Annotated in this window: 20 protein-coding genes; 11 read left to right on the top strand and 9 right to left on the bottom strand. The window is 61.6% G+C overall.

Going from position 1 to position 17341, the window contains the following annotated elements:
- Positions 1-7 precede the first annotated feature (7 nt).
- Both N8H74_RS28785 and N8H74_RS28780 read left to right on the top strand, forming a co-directional pair.
- Positions 8-412: a DUF488 family protein gene (locus N8H74_RS28785; RefSeq protein WP_262152096.1), complete on the top strand. Its 405-nt coding sequence runs from the start codon at positions 8-10 to the stop codon at positions 410-412.
- A 138-nt stretch (positions 413-550) separates the two neighbouring features.
- Complete coding sequence (locus N8H74_RS28780; RefSeq protein WP_262152094.1) at positions 551-1561, top strand: hypothetical protein; 1011 nt, start codon at positions 551-553, stop codon at positions 1559-1561.
- A gap of 116 nt (positions 1562-1677) precedes the next feature.
- Here N8H74_RS28780 and N8H74_RS28775 read toward each other — a convergent pair whose 3' ends face one another.
- Positions 1678-2490 carry a class I SAM-dependent methyltransferase gene (locus N8H74_RS28775; RefSeq protein WP_262152092.1) on the bottom strand — a complete coding sequence of 271 codons (813 nt, stop codon included), beginning with the start codon at positions 2488-2490 and terminating at the stop codon, positions 1678-1680.
- Positions 2491-2522: 32 nt separating this feature from the next.
- The gene (locus N8H74_RS28770) at positions 2523-2795 is read right to left on the bottom strand and encodes a DUF4242 domain-containing protein (RefSeq protein WP_217834720.1); all 273 of its coding nucleotides are present in this window, start codon (positions 2793-2795) and stop codon (positions 2523-2525) included.
- Between the two features lie 227 nt (positions 2796-3022).
- Between N8H74_RS28770 and N8H74_RS28765 the strand changes: the two genes are divergently transcribed.
- Positions 3023-3484: a GNAT family N-acetyltransferase gene (locus N8H74_RS28765; protein ID WP_262152090.1), complete on the top strand. Its 462-nt coding sequence runs from the start codon at positions 3023-3025 to the stop codon at positions 3482-3484.
- 18 nt (positions 3485-3502) lie between these two features.
- Here N8H74_RS28765 and N8H74_RS28760 read toward each other — a convergent pair whose 3' ends face one another.
- The 3 genes from N8H74_RS28760 to N8H74_RS28750 form a co-directional block, all read right to left on the bottom strand.
- Positions 3503-4717, bottom strand: a complete 1215-nt coding sequence (locus tag N8H74_RS28760) for a cytochrome c biogenesis protein DipZ (RefSeq protein ID WP_262152088.1) — start codon at positions 4715-4717, stop codon at positions 3503-3505.
- A 75-nt stretch (positions 4718-4792) separates the two neighbouring features.
- Complete coding sequence (locus tag N8H74_RS28755) at positions 4793-5089, bottom strand: hypothetical protein (protein WP_262152086.1); 297 nt, start codon at positions 5087-5089, stop codon at positions 4793-4795.
- Positions 5090-5118: 29 nt separating this feature from the next.
- Positions 5119-5379 (bottom strand): DUF2790 domain-containing protein, encoded by a 261-nt coding sequence (locus N8H74_RS28750; protein ID WP_262152084.1) that lies wholly within the window; start codon positions 5377-5379, stop codon positions 5119-5121.
- A gap of 308 nt (positions 5380-5687) precedes the next feature.
- Between N8H74_RS28750 and N8H74_RS28745 the strand changes: the two genes are divergently transcribed.
- Entirely contained in the window at positions 5688-6428 is a 741-nt protein-coding gene (locus N8H74_RS28745) for a response regulator (RefSeq protein WP_217834724.1), read from the top strand.
- A complete protein-coding gene (locus N8H74_RS28740; RefSeq protein ID WP_262152082.1) occupies positions 6425-7729 on the top strand; it encodes an ATP-binding protein in 1305 nt (434 codons plus the stop codon). The genes N8H74_RS28745 and N8H74_RS28740 overlap by 4 nt, the downstream gene beginning before the upstream one ends.
- A gap of 194 nt (positions 7730-7923) precedes the next feature.
- On the opposite strand, the gene N8H74_RS28735 is transcribed toward N8H74_RS28740, so the two are convergent.
- A complete protein-coding gene (locus N8H74_RS28735) occupies positions 7924-8667 on the bottom strand; it encodes a putative DNA-binding domain-containing protein (protein ID WP_262152081.1) in 744 nt (247 codons plus the stop codon).
- The gene (locus N8H74_RS28730) at positions 8660-9499 is read right to left on the bottom strand and encodes a DUF692 domain-containing protein (RefSeq protein ID WP_262152079.1); all 840 of its coding nucleotides are present in this window, start codon (positions 9497-9499) and stop codon (positions 8660-8662) included. Before N8H74_RS28730 ends, N8H74_RS28735 begins: the two co-directional genes overlap by 8 nt.
- A gap of 324 nt (positions 9500-9823) precedes the next feature.
- On the opposite strand from N8H74_RS28730, the gene N8H74_RS28725 reads away from it, so the two are divergent.
- The gene (locus N8H74_RS28725; protein ID WP_262152077.1) at positions 9824-10870 is read left to right on the top strand and encodes a class I SAM-dependent methyltransferase; all 1047 of its coding nucleotides are present in this window, start codon (positions 9824-9826) and stop codon (positions 10868-10870) included.
- A 93-nt stretch (positions 10871-10963) separates the two neighbouring features.
- Positions 10964-11806 (top strand): NAD-dependent protein deacetylase, encoded by an 843-nt coding sequence (locus N8H74_RS28720; RefSeq protein ID WP_262152075.1) that lies wholly within the window; start codon positions 10964-10966, stop codon positions 11804-11806.
- 48 nt (positions 11807-11854) lie between these two features.
- Here N8H74_RS28720 and N8H74_RS28715 read toward each other — a convergent pair whose 3' ends face one another.
- Entirely contained in the window at positions 11855-12745 is an 891-nt protein-coding gene (locus N8H74_RS28715) for a LysR family transcriptional regulator (protein ID WP_217834730.1), read from the bottom strand.
- Positions 12746-12919: 174 nt separating this feature from the next.
- On the opposite strand from N8H74_RS28715, the gene N8H74_RS28710 reads away from it, so the two are divergent.
- Genes N8H74_RS28710 through N8H74_RS28700 form a run of 3 tightly spaced genes read left to right on the top strand, consistent with a single transcriptional unit; the run spans position 12920 to position 15506 of the window.
- Entirely contained in the window at positions 12920-13618 is a 699-nt protein-coding gene (locus tag N8H74_RS28710; RefSeq protein ID WP_262152073.1) for a CoA transferase subunit A, read from the top strand.
- 29 nt (positions 13619-13647) lie between these two features.
- Positions 13648-14313 (top strand): CoA transferase subunit B, encoded by a 666-nt coding sequence (locus N8H74_RS28705; RefSeq protein ID WP_262152071.1) that lies wholly within the window; start codon positions 13648-13650, stop codon positions 14311-14313.
- An 11-nt stretch (positions 14314-14324) separates the two neighbouring features.
- Positions 14325-15506, top strand: coding sequence for an acetyl-CoA C-acetyltransferase (locus N8H74_RS28700; protein ID WP_217834733.1), 1182 nt, complete (start codon positions 14325-14327; stop codon positions 15504-15506).
- A gap of 111 nt (positions 15507-15617) precedes the next feature.
- Here N8H74_RS28700 and N8H74_RS28695 read toward each other — a convergent pair whose 3' ends face one another.
- Positions 15618-16220: an NAD(P)-binding domain-containing protein gene (locus N8H74_RS28695; protein ID WP_262152070.1), complete on the bottom strand. Its 603-nt coding sequence runs from the start codon at positions 16218-16220 to the stop codon at positions 15618-15620.
- 114 nt (positions 16221-16334) lie between these two features.
- Here N8H74_RS28695 and N8H74_RS28690 point away from each other — a divergent pair, with 114 nt between their 5' ends.
- Complete coding sequence (locus N8H74_RS28690; protein WP_262152115.1) at positions 16335-17228, top strand: LysR family transcriptional regulator; 894 nt, start codon at positions 16335-16337, stop codon at positions 17226-17228.
- The last annotated feature ends 113 nt before the right edge of the window (positions 17229-17341 follow it).

The raw sequence follows: 17341 nt of genomic DNA, 5'->3' as shown, positions 1-17341 counted from the left end.
GTATTGCATGACGATCCATATTGTCCGGCTGGGCTCGCCGCGCGGGCCTGATGAAGGCTTGCGCCTGGGCACCGTACGCCGCCCGCCCCGGGGCGTGCCCAAGGCCGAATTTGCCACCCGGGATTTTTACGATGTATGGCAACCGCAGTTGTCCCCCAGCGCCGAACTGGTGGCCGAAGCCCTGACGGCGCACGACGCCAAGGCCTGGGCGACGTTCGTGCGCAAGTTCAAGGCCGAAATGAAACAACCGGAAGCCAGCCACCTGCTGGATCTGCTGGCGGCGCTGTCGCACCAGACTTCGTTTGCGCTTGGCTGTTACTGCGAGGTCGAGGCACATTGTCATCGCTCGGTGCTGCGGGAGTTGCTTGCAGCGCGCGGGGCGCAGATTGCCGAATCGTCCCATATCTCCTGAACTGGAGAAGCTCATATACCGGTTTTTTGAATCTCGGCAAGTACACTGAGAGATGGACATATCAGAAGTAAAAAAGTAGCTTTGTCACCACTATCTACGCTTGAAATTCTTTTTTATAGTGGCCATGGAGGGTTGAGTGTGCACCAACCAATTGAAAAACGATTGAGAAACCACTTTCCGATCATATTCAATCAAACCAATTCAGTAGACCCGCAGGAATATCACAAAGAATTCAAGACATTTATTGACGATGCCATTTCAACTTCAAGCCCATTCCTTAGTTCCGAAGCAACCCGCTATCAATCCATTCTCTTGTACACTTCGCTCGTTTTCGCCACGCTATTTTTCCTTGATATAAAACATTTCAAAATTGTTGACCTTGAAATAGCCGTTAGCAGCAAAATGTTTTTCATCTATTCACTGTTCATTATCCTGATCTGCGTTGCATTCTTTTCCAAAGCCTGGATTGATTACAAACGCTGGAATCTCATGCGCGAGAAAAACTCATACTCGACTGGAAAACTAAGTGAACTGATAAACCTCGGGCTATTGAGAAAAAATATAGAGTTACATTACTGGGGAAAGACCTTCGATATGATCGGCGAGCGCTATCAGGTGTACAACGCTGCGCTGGACAGAGTCATGACAAGGACAAAAATGGCTCCTATGCGATCAAGCGCCAGCTTTATCAATATCGAAGATATCGAAAAGATTCCAGAACTCACGCCGATCATTGAAGCGAAAGATGAATGGCTACATGATCTTGATTCAGTTCTAAATGAAGCATCTACTGCATTCCAAGCGGAGTGCGAACCGATATTCATACACCATGAAGAGGTAAAAAATGACCCCTTTCCTTTCGGGGCAAACAATTCTTACGACATGATAAGAGCCGCTTATGAAAAAACTCTAGAGCCGTGGTTAATTGCTCGTAACAACTTGACGGACGAGTGGTGCAGTCGGTCATTCAGGGTAGATACCAGCTCTCAAGAGAGCCAGATGTTTGAAGGCCTTTTGAACGTTCAAAAACAGCTCAAATACATGCGATTCATGTATATATCGGTAGAAATCATTCTTCCCATCGCATTCGCCCTCTCTATCGCGGCATATGTCTACATAAGTTACCAACAGGGACTTTCACCTCCGTAGGAATACTCGAGGATCCAGGCTTGCTCGCGATAGCAATTATCCAGCTGCCATCAGCCGACTGAAATACCGCTATCGCAAGCCGACTCGCTCCTACGGGAGGTTCTTGTGAGCCTGACTCAGCGCTTGGTAATCACCACCTCCAGATACTCGCTCGGCAGCACCATCGAGTCCGGCCCTGCGCGGTTGAGGCGGTCGATCAGTTCGGTGAGGTCGCTTTCCAGGGCCAGGCCGCTTTCCGGTGGCAACGCGGCGAAGGCTTTGTGTACCGGTCCGTACCAGTGGCGGAAGATATCGATGAAGTGTGCCGCCGAACGATAGCGGAAGTTGAAGTGACGGCGGGTCACCTGGATCTGGAAGTTGCGGTCATCGAAGTGCGAATGCAACCAGGCTTCGGCGCCCCAGTTCGACGGCGGTTGCGCTCCGGGCGGGGGCGGCAGATGGCGACCGAGGGTCTTGAACATCTGCCCGACAAAGCCTTCCGGCGTCCAGTTGGCGAGGCCGATCCGTCCACCGCGTCGGCAGACTCGCGCCAGCTCCTTCGCGGCCGCCGCCTGATCCGGTGCGAACATCACGCCGAAGGTCGACAGCACCGCATCGAAACTGCCATCGGCGAACGGCAGCGCCTCGGCGTCGGCAACCTGAAAGGTCACGTCCAGATGCTCGGCCCGCGCCCGGTCCTGGCCGCGCTCCAGCAAGGCCGCGACATAGTCGGTGGACGTCACGAGGCAACCACGCCGCGCCGCCGCCAGGGTTGCGTTGCCGTTACCGGCGGCGACGTCCAGCACCTCGTCATCGCAACGCAGGTCGCAGGCTTCGGCGAGGTTTTCGCCGACGATCTGCAACGTGGTGCCGATCACGGCGTAGTCGCCGCTCGCCCAGGCGACTTTCTGGCGTTCCTTCAGGGCATTGAGATCAATCGGGGTACTCATGAATCATGCTCCGCAGCAGATTGAACCGACCGTCATTCGGCCGTGGTCGGATCGATGGTCGTCACGACCCTGGCCACACTGTTGGCAGGAAAGCCGCCCAGCCGCGCGTGCTCGCGCACCTGCTCTTCGTCGGGGGCGATGTACACGCAATAGATTTTGTCGGCGGTCACGTAACTGTGCAGCCACTGCACCTGCGGCCCGAGTTCACGCAGCACGCTGCAGGACTTTTGAGAGATGGCGTTGAGCTCTTGCTCCGATAGCTTTCCGGCTCCTGGAATCTCGCGTTCAATCACGAATTTCGGCATGGCAACCTCGCTTTCTTCTTATCAGTGACAGGCTCGGTGGAACCTGCCGAGCCACTATCGCGCGCAGGCCGTCCGGCGTCCCTGCCAATCGTCCGGAGAGCCCGTAAAAAAGCGGTCTGGCCGATGAATGGCGGGATTTTGTAAAGGCCCCGAAACACTGTCGGGGATTGCCAATGCGCGAAGTTATCGGCTCTTATGCACGCCCGACCCGCGAATGGATTGCGATCATGTCTTTGCGCCTCGAATGGCTCGCCCGGCACATGCAACACAGCGACACCTACGCCGAATGGATTCACCGGCAATTCGCCTATGAATACGCCGATCAACCCCTGGCCGAATGGCAGCGGCAATTTGCCGAAGGCCAGACCAATGGCGACTGGCCGTGCCTGATCGCGCTGGATGGCGAACGCCTGTTGGGCGGCGCCGCGCTGGCCAGGGCCGACCTTGATCGGCGGCCGGATCTCGGCCCGTGGCTGGCCTGTGTGTTCGTCAGTCCCGAGGCGCGCGGCCAGGGGTTGGCGGAACGCTTGATCGAAGGCATCAGCCAGGAGGCGAAACGGCGTGGCTGGCCGCGTTTCTATCTGCACACGCAGAACAAACAGGACTACTACGCCAAACGCGGCTGGACAGTGATGGAGCGTTTTCACGCCTGGGAAAAGGAGCAATGGCTCATGGTGTGCGACCTGTGAGCCATTGAGGTGGGCAGCTCAGGCAGCAGGCGCCTGAGCCTCTTGCAGTAGTTGCCGGATCATGTGTTCCTGAGTCTCGTAGCTGCCCTCTCCAAAGTGGCTGTAGCGCACCTGCCCTTTGGCATCGATCAGGTAATGCGCCGGCCAGTACTGGTTATCGAAGTGGCGCCAGATCGCGTAATTGTTGTCGATCGCCACCGGGTAGGTGATGCCCAGTTTGCGCACTTGATCCTTGACGTTGTCGACGATCCGCTCATAGCCATACTCCGGCGTGTGAACGCCGATCACCACCAGGCCGTCCTTGCCGTACTTTTTCTCCCACGCTTTGACGTATGGCAGCGTGTGCTGGCAGTTGATGCAGTCGTAAGTCCAGAAGTCCACCAGCACCACTTTGCCGCGCAGGGTTTCGGCGCTCAGCTCCGGCGAGTTGAGCCATTGCACGGCGCCGGCCAGCGATGGCATCGCGCCTTTGCTGCCTTCGTCCATGGTCGAATCCGCACGGACTTTGCTGATGAAGTAGTCGACCACTTTCGGCGCGTTTTCCAGCACGCTTTTCTCGACACTGGCGACGCCTTCGGACGACGTGCCCGCCAGCAACGATTTGTCGGCGCCGGTGGCGATCACCGCTGCGGCCGCCAACACCGCCACTCCGGCGCCACGACGGAACCAGCCCGTGAACGGAATCGACGATTTCAGCCGATTGACCAGCCCGCGACCGGCGAAAATCAGCGTCCCCAGCGACAACGCGCTGCCCGCACCGTAGGCCAGCAGCAACAGACTGGTCTGGGCATTGGCGCCTTGCAGCATCGCGCCGGTGAGGATCACGCCGAGAATCGGCCCGGCGCACGGTGCCCACAGCAGCCCGGTGGCGACACCAATCATGATCGGAGCCATAGGCCCGGCCTTTTTGCGGGTGTCCGGATCCAGGCGATTACCCAGCAGCACGAACGGCCGCGCCAGCCAGTCACCGATCCGCGCGGAAATCAGCGACAGGGCAAACAGCGCCATCACGATCAGGGCAATGTGGCGGCCGGTGTTGTTGGCCTGGACCACCCACTCGCTGCTGACCACGGCCAGGCTCGAGATCACGGCAAAGGTCAGGGTCATGCCGGCGAGCGTCAGCAGGATCGAAGAGCGGGTGCGGTCGGCGCCGGCAAACAGGAACGGCACCACCGGCAGGATGCAGGGGCTGAGGACGGTCAACAGACCGCCCAGGAAAGCGATGAGAAACATGGGAGGTCACCTCGAAACAGTCGTGAGTCGGGTGAAGGGGCATGCCCCTTCGCCGTGGATGCGGAAATCGATCACTCAGGCGCTTTGGCTATCCAGCCATTGGCTTTGTGGAGTGCGACTGGCACCGTTTTCGGCCACCATCTGACCCTGCGGTGTACGACTGGAACCGTCGGCTGCGACAATTTGCCCTTGCGGTGTACGGCTTGAGCCATCCGCCGCAAGCAGGGCATCAATGCCCTGCTTACCGACCGGGCTCAATTGAAAGCAGGTGCTGCCAGCGCAGCTATTCTGTTCGACGGCGTTGTTGGCGTGAGCCGCGACACCCGCGAAGGTGAAGGCAATGGCGGTCAAGAAACGCGATACGTTGTTCATGGCGGTCGTCCTCTAGCGTGGGTGGTTGATCAGTTGTCGTTGTGGCAGTCGGCGAATTTGCTGTAGTCGAGCACCTGGGTCAGGCCGGCCGAATCGAGGTAGGTCATGCGGGCGTTGACGATGCCGCAGGTGGTCGCGTTGTCCTGTTTCAGCGAGATCACTTTCTGGATATCCAGATGGGTGCCGTAGGTGTAGGTTTTCGGGGTGACATCGGCTTCGGCGCGGGCCGACAGGGTGCAGATGTTCAGTGCGGCAAACAGGCAGGCGGCGACGATGGATTTGTTGTTCATGGCATGTTCCTCAAGGCTTCAATGGGTCGTTCGGTGGATTGAGCCGAGGCGTTTCAGGTGTGCCTCGATGGAGCTCATTTAAGGCTCGCGAGGTATCTCGTATGTGTCGGGAGGCGGCGGGTATCAATCGTTAAGTATCCCCGGCACGCAGGGATACACAGCGATACAAAAGCCTGTGAGAATCGCGTTTTTGCGTCGTCATGTATCCGTCGTGACGCCAGATACAGTGCAATACAAACGCAGCGAGGCGAGCCTGCGCGGGCGCTATAGACTGCATGGCATTCCCCCCTTGATAGAGGTTTGGCCCGATGGATCATGTCGATCACATTCTTATCGTCGATGACGACCGCGAGATTCGCGAGCTGGTCGGCAATTACCTGAAAAAGAACGGTCTGCGCACCACGGTGGTCGCCGATGGCCGGCAGATGCGCAGCTTTCTGGAAGCCAACACCGTCGACCTGATCGTCCTCGATATCATGATGCCCGGCGACGACGGTCTGCTGCTGTGCCGCGAGTTGCGCGCCGGCAAGCACAAGGCCACGCCGGTGCTGATGCTCACCGCCCGCAACGACGAAACCGACCGCATCATCGGCCTGGAAATGGGCGCTGACGATTACCTGACCAAACCGTTCGCCGCCCGCGAGTTGCTGGCACGGATCAACGCCGTGCTGCGGCGCACGCGGATGCTGCCACCCAACCTGGTGGTGACAGAGGCCGGCCGGCTCCTGGCGTTCGGTCGCTGGCAACTCGACACCTCGGCCCGCCACCTGCTGGACACGGACGGCACCATGGTTGCCCTGAGCGGTGCCGAATACCGTTTGCTGCGGGTGTTCCTCGATCACCCGCAGCGGGTATTGAGCCGCGATCAACTGCTCAACCTGACCCAGGGCCGCGATGCCGATCTGTTCGACCGTTCGATCGACCTGCTGGTCAGCCGCTTGCGCCAGCGCCTGCTGGATGACGCCCGCGAACCGGCCTACATCAAGACCGTGCGCAGCGAAGGCTATGTGTTCTCGCTGCCGGTGGAGATTCTCGGAGCGCCCGCATGACGTTCGCCCTGCGCTGGCCGCGCACCCTGGCCTCGCGGTTGTCGCTGATTTTCCTGATCGGCCTGATCCTCGCCCAGGCACTGTCGTTCGGCGCGCAGTATTACGAGCGCTACGAAAGTGCGAAGAACACCATGCTCGGCAACCTCGAAACCGACGTTTCGACATCGATTGCCATCCTCGACCGCTTGCCCGCCGCCGAACGCCCGGACTGGCTCAAACGCCTGGCGCGCAACAACTACGGTTACCTGCTGAGCGAAGGCGAACCGGGCACGCCGATCGGGTCGGGAGATGTGCCCATTGCCGTAACCTCGATCACCGACGCGATCGGCGAGGTGTATCCGCTGACCTTCACTGACATTCCCGGCCCGAAAAAACACTTTCAGGGCCATCTGCGCCTGAGCGACGGCAGCCCGGTGACCATCGATGTGCGGCCGTCGATGGTGCCGCTCTCGCCCTGGCTGCCGGCGGTATTGCTCGGGCAACTGGCGCTGATGATCGCCTGCACCTGGCTGGCGGTGCGCATCGCCATCCGTCCCCTCACCCGCCTCGCCAATGCCGTGGAAACCCTCGACCCCAACGCCCATGCCGTGCATCTGGACGAACAGGGGCCGAATGAGGTGGTGTATGCCGCCCGCGCATTCAACTCGATGCAGGCGCGGATCGCCGCGTACCTCAAGGAACGCATGCAACTGCTGGCGGCGATTTCCCATGACCTGCAAACGCCGATCACCCGGATGAAGCTACGCGCCGAATTGATGGACGACTGCACGGAAAAAGAAAAACTGTGGAACGACCTCGGCGAAATGGAGCATCTGGTGCGCGAAGGCGTGGCCTATGCCCGCAGCATCCACGGCTCGACGGAAGAGAGCCGGCGCACCGACCTCGATTCGTTCCTCGACAGCCTGGTGTTCGACTATCAGGACATGGGCAAGGACGTGCAACTGGCCGGCAAGAGCGAAGCGGTGATCGACACCCGCCCCCATGCCCTGCGCCGGGTGCTGGTGAACCTGACCGACAATGCCTTGAAGTTCGCCGGCAGCGCCGAGCTGCGGGTCGAACGCCAGAAGGCCGGACTGTCGCTGAAAGTCCTGGATCGCGGCCCCGGCATCGCCGAAGCGCAGCTGACCCAGGTGATGGAGCCGTTCTACCGCGTGGAAAACTCGCGCAACCGCAGCACTGGCGGCACCGGCCTCGGTCTGGCCATCGCCCAGCAACTGGCCATGGCCCTCGGCGGCTCGCTGACCCTGAGCAATCGCGAGGGTGGTGGATTGTGTGCCGAGCTCAAATTGCCGCTGCACTAGAAAACCGGTCACTCACTCCAATGTGGGAGCAACGGTCTTGGGCAAACTACTCCCACAAAGGCAACACAGCCCGTTGTGGGAGCGGGCTTGCCCGCGAAGGGGCCGGAACAATCAATATTGCCGTTGACTGAACGGGCGCCTTCGTGGGCAAGCCCACTCCCACAAAACACCTCACCCCAATGTGGGAACAGGCTCTAGCCCACAACACCGTCCTCGTGCATCTGCCGCAACAACACCAGCCCGCTGTCGATGAATGACGCGGTCACCGGCATACCGGCCTCCGTTGCCAGCGCTTCGAGCTGTTCACGACCACTGAGCGCCGGAAACTCCGCTATACGCTGCAACAACCGCCAGGCCAGCGGACTCAATTCGGAAAACTTCACGCTCCAGTCCGCCGCGCGCCGAACCAGCAACAGGGTCGGTTGAGCCGGTGGCGTGGTGGGCTGCTGCTCCGGGCCGAGCCTCTGCACTGGCCAGGTATATGCCAGCGGCCAGGCCAGCGCCGACACTTGCAACGGTCGCCCGAGCAAGCCGTCCGGGTCGCTCGGCGGCAATGGCTCGGCATCGGATTGCTGCAAGACCATTTCCACCCACTCGTAATGGGCCAGTTCCACCAGAAATGCCGGCCACTCACCCGTGCGCAGCACCTGCGGTTGTGCCGCGAGGTAACCCAAGAACTCTTCGGCAATCTCGCCGAATTTCGGCGTCTGCGCCCGGTGGTCCCGCAGGAACCCGCGTACCAGCGTGCGCCAGCGCTCGTCGCCAATGATCCGGATCAACACCGGAAACGTGCCGCCGAGCAATTGCGAAACATTGTTGAACACCAGATCGCGATAGACGTTGACCCGCGCCGCGTTCATGTCGGCCGGTGGTGCCTGGTTTTGCGGATCGCGCAGATAACGGGTCAGGGATTGTTGTTGCAGCAGCAGGTTATCCACGATCGCGGCCCTCGGTTTGCGAGCGGCGGATGGTCTGCAGCTCGGCGACCAGTTCGGAAAACGCCGGAAAGTTGAAATCCCGCTCAAGCAAGGTCGGTTGCGCACCGAACCGGGCGTAAGCCTCGGCCAGCAACGACCAGACCACCGGTTTTACCAATGCGCCATGGGTGTCGATTTTCAGCGTGTCGGACTCATCGAAATGCCCGGCCACATGCATACCAACCACCCGCCCCGGTTCGATCCCGGCCAGAAAGCGGTGGGGATCGAAACCGTGGTTGATCGAATTGACGTAGACGTTGTTCACGTCGAGCAACAGGTCGCAATCGGCCTCGCGCAGCACGGCGTTGGTGAAGGTCACTTCGTCCATGTCCTGGCGGGGCGCGGCGTAATAGGAGACATTTTCCACTGCCAGGCGCCGGCCGAGAATGTCCTGGGCCTGGCGGATCCGCGCGGCGACGTGGCGCACGGCCTCTTCGGTGAACGGCAACGGCAGCAGATCGTAGAGATGGCCGTCATCGCTGCAATAGCTCAGGTGTTCGCTGTACAGCGGCACGTTGTAGTGATCGAGAAACCCGCGCACCTCATGCAGAAATCCGACGTCCAGCGGCGCCGAACCACCCAGGGATAACGACAAGCCGTGACACGACAGCGGATAACGCTCCGCCAGCCCGCACAACGCCGCGCCATGGGCACCGCCGACGCCGATCCAGTTTTCCGGGGCGACTTCCAGAAAGTCGAAATCACCGCTGCGCGCGGCTTGCAGGTCTTTCATCAGACCTCGGCGCAGGCCCAGGCCGACGCTGGCCTGTGGGGTTGATTGAAGGGTTGGCATGGCACTGACCTCGAAGGTATGGGGACAGTCCACAGTGGAACCGGCGACTGTATCGCGGCTGTGTTCAACCGCCCCGGTGATTGCCAGCCGCTGTATCCAGCGGACGGCTGGATACACAGCGATACACAGCCAGCGCCCGCAATGGCTCTCATCACTCACAAAAGCGGCGCCAGTCCCGGGCCGGGGCTAGACTCATTCATTACCCAGTCGAGGGGGTCGCAGGGTGCCACTGGCGCCCTGCCCGTTTCCACGACCACCGCCCGGTGGCATCTGCCTCGACCCACAATGCCGCCGGACTGTGATCCTGTAACAGGAGCACATGTGATGGACGAGGCCAGACTCAACGAATTCATGGGCAAACTGGTCAACGACATGGGCGGCGCGGCGATGCTCGCCAATGTCATCGTCGGCGAGGAGCTCGGCCTCTACCGGGCCATGGCCGACAGCCAACCGATCACCCCGGAAAGCCTCGCCGAAAAAACCACCTGCAACCCACGGCTGGTCCGCGAATGGCTCAGCGCCCATGCGGCTTCCGGCTACATGGAACACCTGGACGGCAAATTCCGCCTGCCGGAAGAACAGGCTCTGGCCCTGGCCATCGAGGAATCGCCGGTCTACGTCGCCGGGGGCCTGGGGGTGGTGGCGTCGTTTTTCCATGACAAGGACAAACTGGTCAAAGCCATGCGCGGCAACGGCGCCCTGCCCTGGGGCGATCATCATCCGTGCATGTTCACCGGCACCGAACGGTTTTTCCGCCCCGGCTACAAGGGGCATCTGATCGCCGAATGGCTGCCGGCGCTGGATGGCGTGGTGGCGAAGCTCGAGGAAGGCGCCAAAGTCGCTGACGTCGGCTGCGGCCACGGTGCTTCCACGGTGATCATGGCCCAGGCCTATCCCAACTCGCGCTTCGTCGGGTTCGACTACCACGAACCGTCGGTCACGGTTGCCACCCAGCGCGCCGAGGAAGGTGGGGTCAGCAGCCGTGCGCGATTCTTCCAGGGCACCGCGAAAGGCTTTCCCGGCGAGGACTATGACCTGATCTGTTATTTCGACTGCCTGCACGATATGGGCGACCCGGTGGGCGCGGCGCGGCATGCCTATGAATCGCTCAAGGACGACGGCACGGTGCTGCTGGTCGAGCCGTTCGCCAACGATACGCTGGACGACAACATCAACCCGGTCGGGCGGCTGTTCTACGCGGCGTCGACGTTTATCTGCACGCCGAACTCGCTGTCCCAGGAGGTCGGCCTCGGACTCGGCGCACAGGCGGGCGAGTTGCGCCTGCGCAAGGTCTTTACCGAGGCGGGGTTCAGTCAGTTCCGACGGGCCACGCAAACGCCGTTCAACCTGATTCTGGAGGCACGCAAGTGACCTGATGCCAGCCCTGTGGCGAGGGCGCCTGCTCCCTCGCCACATTGACAGTGCTAATCTGCACGGCACCCACTGCCTTGCGGAGCGCTGACAATGCCCGATCGCCCGACTCCCGATTCTTTCGACTATCTGCTCGAAGCCATGGCCGACGGCGACTTTGTGGTGTTGACCGGCGCCGGCATCAGCACCCCGTCGGGCATTCCCGATTACCGCGACAGCAACGGCGTGCGCCGTGGCCGCCAGCCGATGATGTACCAGGAGTTTCTCTCGGCCCCGGAATCGCGCCGCCGCTACTGGGCACGGGCGATGCTCGGCTGGCCGCGCGTGCGCCAGGCACAGCCGAACGCGGCCCATGAAGCGCTCGCCAGTCTGCAAACCCAAGGCCGGATCAGCGGCTTGATCACACAGAACGTCGACACCCTGCACGACCAGGCCGGCAGCCAGGATGTGATCGAACTGCACGGCAGCCTGCATCGCGTGCTGTGCCTGGACTGCGGTCAGCGCAGCGAGCGGGATGCGATTCAGCGGCTGATGGAAACACAGAATCCGTATCTGAGCGGCGTCGACGCGGTGCAGGCACCGGACGGCGACACCCTCCTCGATCCGGCCTTTGAAGCGCGGTTCCAGGTGCCACACTGTCCACATTGCGCCAGCGAGCGGATGAAGCCGGACGTAGTGTTTTTCGGCGAGAACGTGGCGCAACCGACGGCGGCACGGGCCATGGCGGCAGCCGAGAACGCCTCGGGCATGTTGGTGGTGGGATCGTCGTTGATGGCGTATTCGGCGTTTCGTCTGTGCCGGGTGATTACCGACCGGGGCAAGCCGTTGCTCGCGATCAACCTGGGCAAGACCCGGGCGGATGACTTGTTGAGTTTGAAGATTGAAGGGTCTTGTGAGGCGTTGTTGCCGTTGTTGGCGCAGAGGCTGGATCGCTGAGGCCGGGAGCTTCCTTTCCCCCCCAACCCTCTGGGAAGGGAGGTGGATTCAAAGGCTGGCAAAATCTTCCGACCTGAGAATATCGAACAGCGCCTGCGCCGCCGCCGACAGTTCATTGCCGGGTTCGGTCAGCACGCCAATCGCCCGCTCCACCACCGGCTCATGCAAGGTCAGGCAGCGCGCGCCCAGCTCCTGCATCTGTTCGGCACACAACGCCGGCACCGCACTGACGCCCAGCCCACTGGCCACCATCCGCCCGACCGTCGCCAGTTGATGGCTTTCAAACTCCACCGGCAACTTCCTGCCCCGGGCCTGCAAGTGCTCTTCGAGCATCACCCTTACCGTGGACGGGCGTTGCAGGGTGATGAACGGCTCGTGCAGCAAGGTCTGCCAGTCAATCTCGGTACGGGCGGCCAGCGGCGAGTCCTGCGGCACCACCGCCACGAAGCGGTCCATGTACAACGGGGTGAAACTCAACGAGGTGTTCTGCATCGGCTCGAACGCTACGCCCAGCTCGACCTGGCGGTCGCGCACCATTTCCAGCACTTGTTCATTGATCACATCATTGACCGTCACGCTGACGTTCGGATAGCGCGCGCGAAAGGTCTTGAGAATCGGCGGCAGCAGGTTGCCGGCAAACGACGGCATAGCCGCCAGCGTCACCCGCCCGCGTTGCAGACTGAAACGCTGGCGCATTTCGTCCTCGGCGTTGTCCCAGTCGGCGATCAGGCGCCGGGCCAGGGGCAGCAGCGATTCGCCCTCCGGGGTCAGCGCGACGTTGCGTGTGTTGCGGCTGAACAGGCGCCCGCCCAGGCCCTCCTCCAGCGCCTTGATGGTCAGGCTCAGCGCCGACTGCGATAGATGCAGGCGTTCGCAGGCCACGGCGAAACTCAGGCTCTGGGCCACGGCGAGAAAGGCGCGGATCTGTTTGATGGTCAAGGTCGCAACGCTCCGTTGTAAGCCACAAGCGCTAAGCTGAAAGTCATAACGCGGACATTTGTTGAGTTTTATCTATCAATCAACCTTAAAAATCAACTTAACAAATATATCCACCGGCGCGACACTCCAGTCATTCGGCTAGCCAGCCGCCCGCAAACAATAAAAGAGGTGCCTATGGCAGGTTTCGACAAGCGCGTTTATTCCTACGAGGAAGCCCTGGCCGGGCTTGAAGACGGCATGACCGTCATCGCCGGCGGCTTCGGTCTGTGCGGGATTCCGGAAAACCTGATCGCCGAGATCAAGCGCAAAGGCACCCGCCAGCTCACCGTGGTTTCCAACAACTGCGGCGTTGACGGCTTCGGCCTCGGCGTCCTGCTGACCGACCGCCAGATCAGCAAGGTCGTGGCCTCCTACGTCGGCGAGAACAAACTGTTCGAAGAGCAACTGCTCAAGGGCGAAATCGAAGTCATCCTGACCCCGCAAGGCACCCTCGCCGAGAAAATGCGCGCAGGCGGCGCCGGCATCCCGGCCTTCTTCACCGCCACCGGCGTCGGCACCCCGGTCGCCGACGGCAAGGAAGTGCGTGAGTTCAAGGGTCGCAAGTACCTGATGGAAGAGTCCATCACCGGCGACTTCGCCATCGTCAAAGGCTGGAAAGCCGACCATTTCGGTAACGTCGTTTACCGTCACACCGCCCAGAACTTCAACCCGCTGGCTGCCACCGCCGGCAAGATCACCGTGGTCGAAGTCGAAGAAATCGTCGAACCCGGCGAGCTGGACCCGACCCAGATCCACACCCCGGGCATCTACGTCGACCGGGTCATTTGCGGCACGTTCGAAAAGCGTATCGAACAGCGCACCATCCGCAAATAACCCTGCCTTCAAGACGGAGAACAACAAACATGGCACTTTCCCGCGAACAAATGGCTCAGCGCGTCGCCCGCGAACTGCAGGACGGCTTCTACGTGAACCTGGGCATCGGCATTCCGACCCTGGTCGCCAACTACATCCCCGGCGGCATGGAAGTCATGCTGCAATCGGAAAATGGCCTGCTTGGCATGGGCGCGTTTCCTACCGACGATGAAGTCGATGCCGACATGATCAACGCCGGCAAACAGACCGTGACCGCGCGCATCGGCGCCTCGATCTTCTCTTCCGCCGAATCCTTCGCGATGATCCGTGGCGGTCATATCGACCTGACCGTGCTCGGCGCGTTTGAAGTGGACGTCGAAGGCAACATCGCCTCGTGGATGATCCCTGGCAAACTGGTCAAGGGCATGGGCGGCGCGATGGACCTGGTGGCCGGTGCGGACAACATCATCGTCACCATGACCCACGCCTCCAAAGACGGCGAGTCGAAACTGCTGCCCCGCTGCAGCCTGCCGCTGACCGGCGCCGGTTGCATCAAACGCGTGCTGACCGACCTGGCCTACCTCGAAATCGAGAACGGCGCGTTCATTCTCAAGGAGCGCGCGCCGGGTGTCAGCGTCGAGGAAATCGTCGCCAAGACCGCCGGCAAACTGATCGTGCCTGACCACGTACCGGAAATGCAGTTCGCTGCCCAGTGAGGAATTCGCCCATGCAAGACGTCGTTATTGTTGCCGCCACGCGCACCGCGATCGGCAGTTTCCAGGGTTCATTGGCCACCGTATCCGCCGTCGATCTCGGCGCGGCGGTGATCCGTCAGTTGCTGGCGCAAACCGGTCTGGACGGTGCTCAGGTTGATGAAGTGATCATGGGCCAGGTGCTGACCGCCGGCGCTGGCCAGAACCCGGCGCGCCAAGCCGCGATCAAGGCCGGCCTGCCCCACGCCGTACCGGCCATGACCCTGAACAAGGTCTGCGGCTCGGGCCTCAAGGCCCTGCACCTCGGCGCTCAGGCGATCCGCTGCGGCGACGCCGACGTGATCATTGCCGGCGGCCAGGAAAACATGAGCCTGGCCAACTACGTGATGCCCGGCGCGCGCACCGGTCTGCGCATGGGTCACGCACAAATCGTCGACACCATGATCAGCGACGGCCTGTGGGATGCGTTCAACGATTACCACATGGGCATCACCGCCGAGAATCTGGTCGACAAGTACGAGATCAGCCGCGAACAGCAGGACGCCTTCGCCGCGGCCTCGCAGCAAAAAGCCGCCGCTGCCATCGAGGCCGGGCGCTTCGTCGATGAAATCACGCCGATCCTGATCCCGCAGCGCAAGGGTGACCCGGTGGCGTTCAAGGTCGACGAACAACCGCGCGGCGACACCACCGCTGAATCCCTGGCGAAACTGCGTCCGGCGTTCAAGAAGGACGGTAGCGTCACCGCCGGCAACGCATCGTCACTGAACGACGGCGCCGCCGCCGTGATCCTGATGAGCGCGGAAAAAGCCAAGGCCCTGGGCCTGCCGGTGCTGGCAAAAATCGCCGCCTACGCCAACGCAGGCGTCGACCCGGCAATCATGGGCATCGGCCCGGTCTCCGCCACCCGCCGCTGCCTCGACAAGGCGGGCTGGAACATCGGCCAACTGGACCTGATCGAAGCCAACGAAGCCTTCGCCGCGCAATCGCTGGCCGTGGCCAAGGATCTGCAATGGGATCTGGACAAGGTCAACGTCAACGGTGGCGCCATCGCCCTCGGTCACCCGATCGGTGCGTCGGGCTGTCGTGTGCTGGTGACCTTGCTGCATGAAATGATCAAGCGCGATGCCAAGAAGGGCCTGGCGACCCTGTGCATCGGCGGCGGTCAGGGCGTGGCCCTGGCACTGGAACGGGCGTAAGCCCGACGGGTTCAACAGCGGGCGGCGGATCCACGACATCCCTCGCCCGCTGGCAACAAACCCGGTGCGACTGGCGTTGCACCGGGTGTTTTTTTGCCAGCCTGCGCAGAATCAGGCGAACTTCACCAGATTCAGCACCGGCAACGGCCCACCTGGAAACTGCACCAGCCGTGCGCCCACAGTCAAATCACCCAGATCGATCGCGAAGAAACCCAACCGCTCAATCAAACCCGCCACTTCGGTTTTGGCCTCGACATCATCCCCCGACAGAAACAACACACGCTTGCCGCCCTCCGCCGCCGGATCCTCTTCCAGCAAACGCGCCGGCAAATGATTGAACGCCTTGATCACCCGCGCGCCCGGCACCCACTCAGCGAACACTTCGCTGGACGGCCGCCCCTGCAAATCCACCGCTTTGTACGAAGGTGCCTCGATCGAGTTATTGGCATCGAGGACAATCCGCCCGCCAAAATCCGCCAGTCCGCCCAGGGCGGCAGGCAATTTCGACCAGTTCACCGCGACCAGCACGATCTCCTGCGCCGCAGCCTCTTCGCGGCTGACGGCACGGGCGGTCGGCCCGAGCTCGGCGACCAGCTCAGCGAGGCTTTCCGGCCCACGGCTGTTGGCAATCACCAAGGGAATGCCCTTGCGCGACAAGGCCCTGGCAAACGCTGCGCCGATAGCACCGGCGCCGATGATTCCGATAGTGCTCATGTTGTTCTCCTGACAATGGGATAAGACTCGCCGCGCATGTTGCGCTTGCCATTGCCAGGTGATTAGCCGGTAATGCGTTTAATCATTTTCAAGCATCACTATCAGGTGCCCACCGTGGAAACCCTCGCCAACCTTGAATGCTTCGTCCGCAGCGCCGAAACCGGCAGCTTCTCCGCCGCCGCCCGCCTGCTGGCCCTGACGCCCGCAGCAGTCAGCCGCAACGTGGCGATGCTCGAACGCAACCTCGGCGTACGGCTGTTCCAGCGCTCGACGCGCAAACTGGCGCTCACCGAGGCCGGGGAAGGATTTTTGCCGAGCATCAAAGACAACCTCGACGCCTTGCAGGCGGCGATCAGCGCGGTGTCAACCGAACGCGGCGAGCCGACCGGCGTGCTCAAGGTCAGCCTGCCCCCGACGTTCGGCCTCGACCATGTGCTGCCATTGCTGCCGCAATTCCTGGCGCGCTATCCGCAGATCCGCCCGGAATGGCACTTCGAGAATCGCCAGGTGGATTTGATTGCCGAGGGCTACGACGCGGCGATTGGCGGCGGCTTCGAACTCACCCCCGGCCTGATCGCCCGCCCCCTGACCTCGGCCCGACTGGTAGCGGTAGCGTCGCCCGCCTACCTGAAGGACCGCGAATTGCCCCGCCACCCCGACGACCTGCTCGCCCATAGCGGCATCGTCATGCGCGGCCTGCGCACCGGACGCATACGCCAGTGGCAGATGCATAACGAAACAGGTGAACCGGTCACCGCCCATATGAATCAAAGCATCGTGCTCAACGACCCGATGGCCATGCGCAATGCCGCCCTGCTCGGCCTCGGCATCACCCTGCTGGTGCTGCCGGACGTCAACGACGCCATCCAGCGCGGAGAACTGGTGCGGCTGCTCCCGGACTGGAGTGCCGACGCAGGAATGATCTCGCTGTACTACCCGAGCCGCACACTGCTGCCGGCCAAGACCCGGGTGTTCATCGACTTTGTGGTTGAGGCGTTTGGGCGCTAAGGATCGGATGCGGAGGTGCAATAGATGTACCGCCCTTTCGCGGGCAAGCCCACTCCCACAAAAGCAAAAGCAAAAGCAAAAGCCGTCCACCTCCGCCCTTCACCACTCAACAC

Origin of the sequence: Pseudomonas sp. B2M1-30, assembly GCF_025447575.1 — a bacterium.
GTDB lineage: Bacteria > Pseudomonadota > Gammaproteobacteria > Pseudomonadales > Pseudomonadaceae > Aquipseudomonas > Aquipseudomonas botevensis.
This window is presented reverse-complemented; position numbering and strand designations above follow the sequence as displayed.

Excerpts from the sequence above, each read along its gene's own strand:
- N8H74_RS28705 (WP_262152071.1), top strand. The coding sequence starts at position 13,648 with ATGGCACTTTCCCGCGAACAAATGGCTCAGCGCGTCGCCCGCGAACTG.
- N8H74_RS28710 (WP_262152073.1), top strand. The coding sequence starts at position 12,920 with ATGGCAGGTTTCGACAAGCGCGTTTATTCCTACGAGGAAGCCCTGGCC.
- N8H74_RS28740 (WP_262152082.1), top strand. The coding sequence starts at position 6,425 with ATGACGTTCGCCCTGCGCTGGCCGCGCACCCTGGCCTCGCGGTTGTCG.
- N8H74_RS28765 (WP_262152090.1), top strand. The coding sequence starts at position 3,023 with ATGTCTTTGCGCCTCGAATGGCTCGCCCGGCACATGCAACACAGCGAC.
- N8H74_RS28755 (WP_262152086.1), bottom strand. The coding sequence starts at position 5,089 with ATGAACAACGTATCGCGTTTCTTGACCGCCATTGCCTTCACCTTCGCG.
- N8H74_RS28730 (WP_262152079.1), bottom strand. The coding sequence starts at position 9,499 with ATGCCAACCCTTCAATCAACCCCACAGGCCAGCGTCGGCCTGGGCCTG.
- N8H74_RS28760 (WP_262152088.1), bottom strand. The coding sequence starts at position 4,717 with ATGTTTCTCATCGCTTTCCTGGGCGGTCTGTTGACCGTCCTCAGCCCC.
- N8H74_RS28700 (WP_217834733.1), top strand. The coding sequence starts at position 14,325 with ATGCAAGACGTCGTTATTGTTGCCGCCACGCGCACCGCGATCGGCAGT.
- N8H74_RS28725 (WP_262152077.1), top strand. The coding sequence starts at position 9,824 with ATGGACGAGGCCAGACTCAACGAATTCATGGGCAAACTGGTCAACGAC.
- N8H74_RS28770 (WP_217834720.1), bottom strand. The coding sequence starts at position 2,795 with ATGCCGAAATTCGTGATTGAACGCGAGATTCCAGGAGCCGGAAAGCTA.
- N8H74_RS28775 (WP_262152092.1), bottom strand. The coding sequence starts at position 2,490 with ATGAGTACCCCGATTGATCTCAATGCCCTGAAGGAACGCCAGAAAGTC.
- N8H74_RS28785 (WP_262152096.1), top strand. The coding sequence starts at position 8 with ATGACGATCCATATTGTCCGGCTGGGCTCGCCGCGCGGGCCTGATGAA.
- N8H74_RS28750 (WP_262152084.1), bottom strand. The coding sequence starts at position 5,379 with ATGAACAACAAATCCATCGTCGCCGCCTGCCTGTTTGCCGCACTGAAC.
- N8H74_RS28695 (WP_262152070.1), bottom strand. The coding sequence starts at position 16,220 with ATGAGCACTATCGGAATCATCGGCGCCGGTGCTATCGGCGCAGCGTTT.
- N8H74_RS28720 (WP_262152075.1), top strand. The coding sequence starts at position 10,964 with ATGCCCGATCGCCCGACTCCCGATTCTTTCGACTATCTGCTCGAAGCC.
- N8H74_RS28745 (WP_217834724.1), top strand. The coding sequence starts at position 5,688 with ATGGATCATGTCGATCACATTCTTATCGTCGATGACGACCGCGAGATT.